Here is an 11662-nt window from a genome sequence, read left to right as displayed (position 1 = left end):
TCAAACTCGCGGCATTGACTGTTTGATTAAATGCCGTTATTCCTGTAGAGTTAGCTGTTAAATTGCCGATCGCACTTGCAGCACCAACTGCACCATTGAATGTAACATTACCCGTAACGGCGTTCGCCGTCAAATCGCTGATGCCATCCACAGTATTATTGAAAGTAATGTCGCTGCCGGAGAGAATGGGATTATTGGCAACAGTGACAGCATCTCCGTAGGTTTGACTGCCGGTTGTCTTGACATCACCATTGAGTGTAGTTGTGCCGCCAGCATCTGTAGTCAAACTCGCGGCATTGACTGTTTGATTAAATGCCGTTATTCCTGTAGAGTTAGCTGTTAAATTGCCGATCGCATTTGTGGGATTACCCACTGCACCATTGAATGTAACATTACCCGTAACGGCGTTCGCCGTCAAATCGCTGGTGCCATCCACAGTATTATTGAAAGTAATGTCGCTGCTTGAAAGAATGGGATTGTTGGCAATTGTAACTGCATCTCCATAAGTTTGAGCGCCAGTTGTAGTGACATTTCCCTTGACTTGACTTGTGTCGCCAATATTAGTCGTCAAACTCGCGGCATTAACTGTTTGATTAAATGCAGTTGTGCCTGTAGAGTTAGCCGTAATATTTCCTAATGCCTTGGTATTGCCAACTGCACCAGTGAATGTAACATTACCAGCACCGGCATTTACAGTCAAGTCGCTGCCAATGTTACTGGCATCCACAGTATTATTGAAAGTAACGCCGCTGCCGGAGAGAGTCGGATTCTTGGCAATTGTAACTGCATCTCCATAAGTTTGACTCCCGATTGTAGTCACATTGCCATTTAGTTGAGTTGTGCCGTCAATATTAGTCGTCAAACTCACGCCATCGACTGTTTGATTAAATGCGGTTATTCCTGTAGAGTTAGCGGTAATATTTCCTAATGCCTTGGTATTGCCAACTGCACCGCTAAAGGTGATGTTTCCTGTGCCTGCACTAGCAGTGAGGTTATTGTTGCCATCTACTGCCCCATTTAAAATAATATTACCGCTACTGCCTGTATTGAGATTAACATTATTTCCAAGTAAAGTATTTCCGTTGATGGCAATGTTTGCGTTTGAGGTGCTGATGTCAGCATTTAGATTTGTTGTATTAGCAGATATGGTAATTGGAGCGTTATTGCTTCCCGTGATGGGACTGTTAATTGTAATTGTACCTGGTGAGGTTTGCAGGGTTGTAGGAGGATTTAAGGTAATGGGGTCATTAACTGATATATCACCACCGCTATTAGTTTGAATGGTAAATGAACCTAAGCTCGGTTGTACTAATCCTATTTGTGTTGGTGTTAAATTTAAGCCGCTACCGGGAATGTTGCCGATGACTATTGGCGCACTAGCTGTTAATGGTTGTAGGGTTAAATTGCCTGTTCCAGATACATTTCCTGTCCAAGTAATTATGTCACCTGTGAGGGTGACATTGTTGTTAATTGTTGTCGACCCATTTAGGAAGATTCCGGGGCCATTTGCTGTGATGTTTCCTGAAAGTTGAGTATTGCCATTTGAGGTCAATCTGCTTAGGGTTGTAGGTTGATTAAAGTTGACATTTCCTGTGGTATTGAGGTTGAGGTCTAGGAGGGGAATGATACTACCGATCGCGCCTGTAAAGGTGACGTTGCCTGCACCTGCATTTATTAATAAACTTTCAGTGTTTGCTGTAGTGCCGTTGAGGGTGCTATTAAAGGTAAGGTTGCCGCTGCTGGTAGTTCCTGATGTTGTCAGGCTAATACTTGGTTGAGTGAGGATAACGGGTGATGGGAAAGTAATATTGCCACCGCTACCTGCTGTGGCTGAGGCATCAATATCGCCGCTAATTGTCGTATTGTTTGTACCAGGATTGAAGGTGATCTGGCCAGCGGTGCTGCTGCTAGAAGTTGAAGTGGTAGTAGAATCAAGTAAACCTGTAGTAATTCCCCCTGGCGCAGTTAAGGCAATCGGCCCTCCATTTCCTGAACTGGAGTAGGAATAAAAATTTCCACCAGCGGTGTTAATCGCGCCTGTTCCTCCGGTGACAGATAGGGTAATATTTCCTGCCGTACCTGTGCCTGATGAAAAGGAATTGGTGCCTCCAGTGGTAATGTTACCACCACCAGTTAAGAAGGCGATCGCGCCTCCATTTCCTGCCTTGGAAGTGGCATCTACCAGTCCCGCAGTAGTGTTAATTGCGCCTGTTCCTCCGGCGACAGAAAGGGTAATGTTCCCTCCATTACCTACACCGGAGGAACCGGTAATCAGATCGCCATTAGTAATGTTACCATTAGCAGTTGAAATGGCGATCGCTCCTCCATTTCCTGAAGTGGAAGTGGCATCCACCTTATTTCCAGGAGTAGTGTCGATCGCGCCTGTTCCTCCGGCAGTGAGGGTGATGCTACCTCCCGTACCTGCACCTGATGAGGAAGAATTCATACGACCAGTAGTAATATTACCACCAGCAGTTGAAAGGGCGATCGCGCCTGCATTTCCTGAACTGGAATCGGCATTCAAAGTTCCAGCAGTAGTGTCGAGCGCGCCTGTTCCTCCAGTAACAGATAGGGTGATGTTCCCTCCTGTACCTGCACCGAATGAATAGGAATTCAGCGATGTAGTAGTAATGTTACCACCAGCAGTAGAAAGGGCGATCGCACCTGCAGTTCCTGAATTGGAATGAGAATATAGCACTCCACCAGTGGTGTTGATCGCACCATTTCCTCCGGCATTGAGGGTGATGTTCCCTCCATTACCTGTACCGTATGAATAGGAATTAAAAAGGCCAGTAGTAATATTTCCACCAGCAGTTGAAAGGGAGATCGCACCTCCATTTCCTGAATCGGAAATAGAATTTAGCAATCCAGTAGTGGTGTTAATCACACCATTTCCTCCGGCATTGAGGGTGATGTTCCCTCCATTACCTGTAACGTATGAACGGGAAGACAAACCGGCAGTAGTAATATTTCCACCAGCAGTTGAAAGTGTGATCGCACCTCCATTTCCTGAATCGGAAACAGAATTTAGCAATCCAGTAGTGGTGTTGATCGCACCTGCTCCTCCGGCATTGAGGGTGATATTCCCTCCTGTACCTCCAGCGAAGAAGGAACGGGAATCCAGATTACCAGTGGTAATGTTACCATTAGCAGTTGAAAGGGCGATCGCTCCTCCATTTCCTGTAAAGGTAGACGAATTTAGGCTGCCCCCAGAGGTGTTAATATCATTGGTGCTGGTGAGGCTAATATTTCCCCCTCTAGCAATAAGGTCGGCATTGACTGATATTGCATTACTAGCATTCAATGCGATCGCGCCATTCCCATTATTGGTAATAGGTTGATTGACACTAATATTGTTATTCGCTTGCAATGTTAGGGAAAAACCGCTATTCCAAGTAATAGAATCGAATACGGTAATCGTCCCTCCCAGAGGTGGGCCAACAAAGGGTGAGTTGGTCGTCACAATTACATTACCTGAACCCAACTGTGTCTGCAAAACGTTGCGATTTAAAATCGAAGTTCCTAAAGTCCCGTTGTCTTGAAATGGGCTAGTTGGACTCATTGAAGGACTGCTGGCTGCATTCCTAATTTCAATATCCGTTGGATCTAATAGTAATGTACCGGTTATACCGTTAGGGGCTCGCAAGTCAGCAAAACCTTGATAATCTAAATAATTTTTACCACTCACTTCTGCAAAACCGCCATTACCTGAATTAATGCCGCCTCGTGCAGAAATATTGCCATTAAAGCGAGTAGTTTCATCAGCCCAAACTATGACTCGTCCGCCATTCCCATTACTAACAGCATCAGCATTAATTGTCGAGTCGCTGCTAACAAAAGTCCGCAAAGCATTGGGAACCGTCCCCAAACCCTGATAATCTCCGCCAATCAGTACATTACCGCCGCCGTTAATCCCAGAAGCATCGATCTTGCCCGCAATAACTCCTACTTTGTCGCCTAAAATATTTACAGTACCACCAGTGTTGCCAGAGACATTGAGACTGCCGGATGCGATCGCCGTTCCCGGAGTTACAGGCACTGCAACATTCCCCGTCAACACAACTTCCCCATTGGGATTTACCGTCAAACCCGTCGCCTGTGCCACACCTTTTCCAGTCAGTAACTCCGGCAAAGATAACACTGGCTGCGTCCAATTGTTGGGCAGCGAACTTTGATTTGCAGTCGGCTGAATATCCAAGCTCAATAAATTTCCAGCTTGACTAATTCGCACCAAATTGTTACCCGGTACGGCGCTGATGAGAATATTGCCGCTAGGCGCAGTTACCTGACCCGTATTGACAACCGTACCGCCGATCAAACTTAAACTTTGACCTGGTGCCACCGTCAAATTGCCGGCATTAACAATGCTTCCCCCTTGCAAATTTGTAAACGCAAAACTATTCGGTGTCCCAATTAAAGTTGCCCAATTGTTATTGCCGATCGCACTAAACCACTGATTGTTCCCAAAACCAATCCCTGTCGCCGTAGTAGCATTAAAAGATCCAGGCACGTTCAGACTGGCATTCGGCCCGAAAATTATGCCAGCAGGATTCATCAAAAATAAATTGGAATTCCCGCCCGTAACTTGAATTAAGCCATTTATTAAAGAAGGATTACCCCCAGTAATCCTTCCCAAAATATTTTGAATATTGGGATTGGTCAGAAAGTTAGCCGTTTGAGCCTCGCTGAGGCCGAACTGAGTAAAACTGTGAAAAAGATTAGCCCCGTCTCCGCTGAAAGACCCCCCGGAAATGTCGTAGCGGTTGCCGTTGGGAGTAACAACTGTGTTAGTGCCGTCTGGTGCCGGGGTGATGGGTTGCGCGTTTGCCGAACCCGCCGCTGCACTCAGCCAGCTAACAATGAATAACCATCCGAGCAAATGTAGTTTGTTGGCTGTCATTGTGTTTAAAGATGGTGCTTAAAGTGCGATCGTATTTATCTATCCTATATTTACTCCTAAAAATTCCTCATGTCAATAGGAGCCGCCTATTTTTAGTGACCGAATAATTAGGAGGGACAAGGAAATGTATGTTTTTAATTATTACGATTTACGTAAAAACAGTTTTTTTACTAGGAATCAGGCGCGGGAAATGAAACTTGGTTTCTTTTTTTTACTTTCACTGCTTCCCTGACCCAAATACCTTAAAAAAACCGATTAAAGCGTCCGGGACTGTTGGTGAAAATATGGCGCGGAATGCGAGGGTTAGGGGTTTAAAAAACTCTGAATTTTAGTCAAAACTACGTAAGTACCGATCGCCTGTTATACAGCTTGCTTAGAGTGGCAAAAAACTCGCTCACCTCCCTACTCGCGGTCGCCGCCACTTCTTTCTGCATACGGCGAGCAGTTGGCAGCGCGCTTTGAGGAGCAACGAACCCAACAGCCGAATTTCTCTCAAAAACTTTATATTTTTTGGAGGATCTTTACCAAAACTTTATAAAGCTCGATTAAAATTTTTATGTATTTTTGAGGAAAGCCAATATTTGCAAGTCTTGCACTCAACTTTAGACCGTTACCGAAACCAAGTAAATGTAGTAGGTTGGAAGTCTAGGCAGGATGAAAATCTTGCTCTTACAGATTAAACTGTGTCAATCTGGTGTCAGTGAAAACTCTTAGAAGAAGCACTCATTTACTCCAAAACACCCTTAAGTAATATCTGTATGTAGATTTACTGGTGTGGAGCCTCTTCTTTAGGTTTGACGATCGTCCTAAATATCGCAGGCTCGCGATCGTCTATTCGCGTCACGGCAACATGGCATTTAGGGCATTTTGGGCCTTACTACCTAACAATACTGGAGGAATCAGGGTTATGACTACCTTAACGCTAGTCAAAAAAACATCTTTTACAGTCGCCAGCTTGGCAACCACAATGTTGCTCAGCATCTGCACGCCCGTCCGAGCTTTCATGTTTGGCACGAGCGGCATCCAGTTCGATCGAGACACCAGCATCAATTTTACATTCGACAAATCTCAGGGACTATACCAATCCAGCTTGTGGGTGGCCCAAGCTGAGCCACAAAACAATGGCTACACCAACATATCCAGTCTGTTTAACGAAATTAAACCCTCAGATAACGGCTCCGCCAACAAGGGAGAAGGAACCTTCGGCAACGCTGTCACATCCCCAGACGGCAAAATTACCCAAAGCTTCACCTTTCTCAAAGATCAAATTTACGCCCTCCTGCTTTGGAGCGACACCGGCACTGGCAAGCCCTTCGAGCAATACGTCTCCAGCAGCACCTTTATGAACAGCAGCCTCTGGTTCGCCGCCGACACCAAATTCAGCAGAATTGAATGTCTGACAACTGGATGCCAGCAAGCCGTGTTTGGCGACTTTGATCTCAACTACAAATCCAGCAATCCATTTAGCACCGTCAACGATGGCAAGGGCCCAGAGCAGTTTCAATCTGCGACAACAGAACAACTCGCTAAGGGTACAAAGATTTCCTTTGACGATGGCAGCAAAGGAAATGACGTTGACTTTCAAAACTTTAGCCTGTCGGCTGAGTTAGTCCCCGAACCAGTCACAGTATTCGGCACAATGCTGGGGGTCGGGGCTTTGGCAGCAGCTCGCAGGAAAAAAAAGCGAGGGCAGCAACAAGAAAAATGACTCTTAACCAGCCCCATACAAATCTAAATAGTGCGTCTGTTCAGTGGTACTCTGAGAAATAGCATTTCTAAATGTTAAGACTTTTTCCATAACGGGAAAAATAGCATCCTAACAAAGGCACTATTCATGGTATCCACCGCAACAAAAACGAACGTAGGCTACATCACCCAAATCATTGGGCCGGTTGTAGACGTAAAATTCCCAGGCGGCAAACTGCCCCAAATCTATAACGCTCTCACGATTTCCGGCAAAAACGAAGCAGGTCAAGACATTGCCGTTACCTGCGAAGTTCAACAACTGCTCGGAGACAGCCAAGTGCGTGCAGTTTCCATGAGTACCACCGACGGCTTGGTGCGTGGCATGGAAGTAGTAGATACCGGGGAATCGATCCAAGTTCCCGTCGGCATCCCAACTCTCGGCCGCATTTTTAACGTCATCGGTCAACCCGTAGACAACCTCGGCCCGGTCAATACTTCCGAAAGTATGCCCATCCACCGCAACCCGCCGGCTTTCACCGAACTGGAAACCAAGCCTTCGGTGTTTGAAACTGGGATCAAGGTGATTGACCTGCTGGCCCCCTACCGTCGCGGCGGCAAAATCGGTTTGTTCGGCGGCGCAGGCGTCGGCAAAACCGTGATTATGATGGAACTCGTGAACAACATCGCCAAGGCTCACGGCGGCGTGTCCGTGTTCGGTGGTGTGGGCGAGCGCACCCGCGAAGGTAATGACCTCTACAAAGAAATGATCGAGTCGGGGGTTATTAACGAAGAAGACCGCAGCAAATCAAAAATTGCTCTGGTTTACGGTCAAATGAACGAGCCGCCTGGTGCTCGGATGCGCGTGGGCCTGTCGGCTCTGGCGATGGCCGAATACTTCCGTGATGTCAGCAAGCAAGACGTGCTGCTGTTCATTGACAATATCTTCCGGTTCGTGCAAGCGGGCTCTGAGGTATCGGCTCTGTTGGGTCGGATGCCTTCGGCTGTGGGATATCAGCCGACTCTCGGTACAGACATGGGCGACTTGCAAGAACGGATTACTTCGACTACCGAAGGTTCGATTACTTCGGTTCAAGCTGTGTACGTACCTGCGGATGACTTGACTGACCCCGCACCGGCTACGACTTTTGCTCACTTGGACGCTACAACTGTGTTGTCTCGCGGTTTGGCTGCGAAGGGGATTTATCCGGCTGTTGACCCGCTGGATTCTACGTCTACGATGTTGCAAGTTAGCGTTGTCGGCGAAGAGCACTATGGTGTTGCTCGTCAGGTGCAGTCTACTCTGCAACGCTATAAGGAATTGCAAGACATTATTGCAATTTTGGGCTTGGATGAGCTGTCGGAAGATGACCGCTTGACCGTTTCTCGCGCTCGCAAAATTGAACGGTTCTTGTCCCAACCCTTCTTTGTGGCTGAAGTGTTCACGGGTTCCCCCGGCAAGTACGTCAAGCTGGCAGACACAATTAAGGGCTTCCAGATGATTTTGGCGGGCGAACTTGACGAATTACCGGAACAAGCTTTCTATTTGGTGGGCGATATCAACGAGGCGATCGCCAAAGCTGAAAAAATGAAAGCTGACGCCAAGTAATTTTAGTCAGTAGTCAGTAGTCAGTAGTCATTAGTCAGTAGTTATTAGTTATTGGTTATTAGTTATTGGTTATTGGTAACAACTGACAACTGATAACTGACAACTGACAACTGACAACTGACAACTGACAACTGACAACTGACAACTGACAACTGACAACTGACAACTGACAATTTATGACATTAACTGTGCGCGTAGTGGCCCCAGACAAAACTGTTTGGGATTCTAATGCTGAAGAAGTAATTCTGCCGAGCACCACAGGCCAACTGGGTATCTTGAGCGGTCACGCTCCAATGTTGACAGCTTTGGATACTGGAGTGATGCGCGTCCGTCCCGGTAAGGAATGGGTGTCTATTGCTCTGATGGGCGGCTTTGCAGAAATCCAAGAAAACAAAGTTACTATTCTTGTCAACGGCGCTGAAAAAGGCGAAACCATTGATAAAGAAGCTGCTCGTACTGCTTACACCGAAGCAGAAGCTCGTTTGCAAAAGGCTACTACCGGCACTTTGCAAGAGCAAATTCAAGCTAAGCAAGCAATCAAACGCGCGAGAGCTCGTTTCCAAGCTGCCGGCGGCACGCTCTAGCTCTAAGGGTAGGAACACGGCTTTTGTATCTCTGGTTTGTATCGAAGTCTCGATCCCCCCTAACCCCCCTTAAGAAGGGGGGGACAGGAGTCTGCTCAAAGCCTCCCAACCTAATGGGGATTTAGGGGGATGGAGACTCAGGTAAAAGCGATATTTATCAAGGGTTTCAGGCTTAAGTTGACACTAATGAATATTGTTGTGTCGCTAATGTTTTGCTAAACTCCGGCCTCGGACAATAGAGATTGCATGGTTTCCCAAGATAACCCCTGCTGAAGATAGCGGGGGTTATTTGGATTGTAGGGACTCTCCACGCGATCGACACTGACAATTTTTGCTTCCTCCGGCAAAACAGGAACCTCTGGATCGCTCGCGGTCGATCGCGTCAGAGAGCTAGAAAAGCCTTTAAAAATAGCAATTTCATCGAATTCGCCGTCAATTTCGGCCTTGACGATTAAAACTTCGTGCGATCGTTTTACCGTGTATTGTTCCAAGCGACGAGCAATAGAGTCAGCCATAGCAAATCTCACTTTCCTGAAATCTGCTATAATATAGCTTAATTTTGTGGCTAATTTCAGGGACAGCGAGCCAATCTTTTATTCTTAATTCAACCTTTTTTAACAGCAGGAAGTAAGCGCCCATTATATAATTGATCTAAAAATAATAAACAAATTTAATCAGGTCAAACCTACTTATCCGATATTTCATGAGCCACAAAAAGACTAGGTTTAAATTATTAAATATCAGTTTAATTACTATTAAACAGCGTTTTGCTTGGGGATATACGCTGCTATTTATACTATTTTTTTGCTTTAGTTCAGCTCTGGCAAGTTGCAACTCAGAGCTAATAAATAACTCTACAGCAAAAACCCAAAATGCACCCTCAAACTTAACAAGAGTGGTAAGAATCGGGCATGAGCGTTTCGGATCGCTGTTTTATCTCACAACTAAAGGCTAGACCTCTTGCAAAAGTCCTTTTCATAAATTTATTGGACGGGCTCTGGGGATCCATCCCACAAGAAAAAATAACTCTTGTGGGATGGGCCCCAGAGCCCGTCCTAGTTATTTTTGCAAGAGGTCTGCTCTTTGGAAACCCGTTTAGGAAAAATTGGGTGGTCTGTAGAATGGACAGAATTTGCTGCAGGGCCGCCAATTTTAGAAGCAATAGGAAAAGGAAAAATCGCTCTGGGTTATGCAGCAATACGCTTGGGCCCGTGGAAAATTGTAACGAAAATGTTGGGCGGAGTGCATTTGTGACAAGTTAAGAAAAAGTGCAAATTGTCAAGGGGCTAGACCAAAAAAGGTAAAATAGGATGAAACCTTTACGGGTCAAGCAGTTGAGCCATAGTTGAACCAGTTATGATTCGCAAAAAAAGAATTAACCGAGATCATGCAAAGAAAAAAAATAGTCCCCAAATAGAAAATGAAGCGATTGCGAATCACCTGGAAGATTTATTAATTCCAGCAATGGCTGCTCAAAAAACTTTTTATCGCCAACTAAATTTAAGAGATAGGATTCTGAAACTACCATTAATGATGGCAGCAATCCGCCAGTCTTTTATGGCGAAATGTAGCAGGAGTAACAGAATTAACTAGATTATTAAATAGAGAAGGATTTTTATGGTGTGAGCCGTCTGCAATTAGTCAACAAGCATTATCACTCATATTTTTAACTTTTCCCGCAGTTTTATTTGAAAAAGTATTTAAAGAATTACTGCCTCATTTTCGTCGGGAATGGTTAACAAGAAAATCGAGACCATTACCAGATAGCGTACAATTTGCCTTAAAAAGCTTTGATAATATCTGGATAGCAGAGGGCTGCGACATTAGAAGCATTATTTAAGAAGCTACAAAGTTTATCAGATGTGCCAATTGGTCAACTAGCCGGAAAAATGGGAGTAATTATAGACCTAGTAACTCATCTTCCCGAAGAAATTTGGTTTGGGGAAAATCCGAAACAAGCAGATACTAATTGGGAGGAAGATTTACTAAAAACAGTTAAGCCGAAAACCTTACTATTATTGGATCGAGGCTTCTATCACTTCGCTTTTTGGTCAAAACTCATTTCTCAAGAAATTGGATTTATCACTCGAATCAAGAAAGGTGCATCTTATCAGGTAGAGCGGGTATTAACAAATACCTATGATATCAAAGACCAGATAATTAAAATAGGTGCAGGGACAAAAAAGACACCAGCTTTGACTATAAGATTAGTACAGATTCGCTCCAAGACTTCCTGGCGTTCTTATCTGACAAGTGTCCGAGAACATGAAATATTGCCCCCCTATGTAGTAGCAGATTTATATCAAACACGCTGGCGAATTGAAGACGCATTTTGTACAGTAAAAAGATTAAATCTCAGCTATTTATGGACTGGTTCATTAAACGGAATCAAGCTCCAATCTGGGCTACTTGGCTATTTTATGCGGTTTTAGTAGATTTAGGAGATGCGGTTGCCGATGAATTAGGAGTACCAATTGAACGGGTTTCATTAGAAATGATTTATCGGGGGATGTATCATTTTTCGGTTGCCTATCAAAAAGGAATAGCCTCTGACCTAGTTAAGTATTTTGCCGCCGATAAAAATCAAGATTTAGGGATTGTTAAGCTAGGCATGAAAACCTCATGTCAGGCTAATTATTTCTCCTTTCCCTGGAACTCAAAGAAGTCCCGAACAATTTTTTTTCAATAATAAAGGAACAAATGGAGTCATATTTTAATTGGGTCAACAGGTAAAAGATGAGTAATTTTACTCATTGACAAGAGTGCTTTTAGCTTAACTTGTGAGTAATGCTTGGCTCCTCATTCGTTCATTGTATCTCAAAAAAGCCGGAAGTGATTACGGGGCAATCACTTCCGGCTTTAATTTTTAAATTTTATAACCATCAA

Annotated in this window: 6 protein-coding genes and 1 pseudogene; 5 read left to right on the top strand and 2 right to left on the bottom strand. The window is 44.8% G+C overall.

Annotation, left to right across the window (positions count from 1 at the left end; all coding sequences use genetic code 11):
* Positions 1 to 4900, bottom strand: a 4900-nt coding sequence (locus tag QUA00_RS28055) for a two-partner secretion domain-containing protein (protein WP_333411897.1), incomplete at its 3' end; no start/stop codon positions are given.
* A gap of 907 nt (positions 4901 to 5807) precedes the next feature.
* On the opposite strand from QUA00_RS28055, the gene QUA00_RS28050 reads away from it, so the two are divergent.
* From QUA00_RS28050 to atpC, 3 genes are all read left to right on the top strand, one after another.
* Positions 5808 to 6608 (top strand): PEP-CTERM sorting domain-containing protein, encoded by an 801-nt coding sequence (locus tag QUA00_RS28050; protein WP_333411896.1) that lies wholly within the window; start codon positions 5808 to 5810, stop codon positions 6606 to 6608.
* Positions 6609 to 6734: 126 nt separating this feature from the next.
* Complete coding sequence (atpD, locus tag QUA00_RS28045) at positions 6735 to 8192, top strand: F0F1 ATP synthase subunit beta (RefSeq protein ID WP_333143861.1); 1458 nt, start codon at positions 6735 to 6737, stop codon at positions 8190 to 8192.
* A 176-nt stretch (positions 8193 to 8368) separates the two neighbouring features.
* Entirely contained in the window at positions 8369 to 8776 is a 408-nt protein-coding gene (gene atpC, locus QUA00_RS28040) for an ATP synthase F1 subunit epsilon (protein ID WP_333058306.1), read from the top strand.
* Between the two features lie 215 nt (positions 8777 to 8991).
* Here atpC and QUA00_RS28035 read toward each other — a convergent pair whose 3' ends face one another.
* On the bottom strand, positions 8992 to 9291 hold the full coding sequence (locus QUA00_RS28035) for a DUF7734 family protein (RefSeq protein WP_333106596.1): 300 nt from the start codon (positions 9289 to 9291) through the stop codon (positions 8992 to 8994).
* Positions 9292 to 9859: 568 nt separating this feature from the next.
* Between QUA00_RS28035 and QUA00_RS28030 the strand changes: the two genes are divergently transcribed.
* Together QUA00_RS28030 and QUA00_RS28025 are read left to right on the top strand one after the other, a co-directional pair.
* Positions 9860 to 10030, top strand: a complete 171-nt coding sequence (locus tag QUA00_RS28030; protein ID WP_333411895.1) for a hypothetical protein — start codon at positions 9860 to 9862, stop codon at positions 10028 to 10030.
* Positions 10031 to 10132: 102 nt separating this feature from the next.
* Positions 10133 to 11493, top strand: a pseudogene (locus tag QUA00_RS28025) (transposase).
* Positions 11494 to 11662 lie beyond the last annotated feature (169 nt).

Source organism: Microcoleus sp. T2B6 (genome assembly GCF_036700475.1).
Lineage (GTDB): Bacteria > Cyanobacteriota > Cyanobacteriia > Cyanobacteriales > Microcoleaceae > Microcoleus.
The sequence above is the reverse complement of the archived record's forward strand: the minus strand, read 5'-3'. Positions and strand labels throughout refer to the sequence as shown.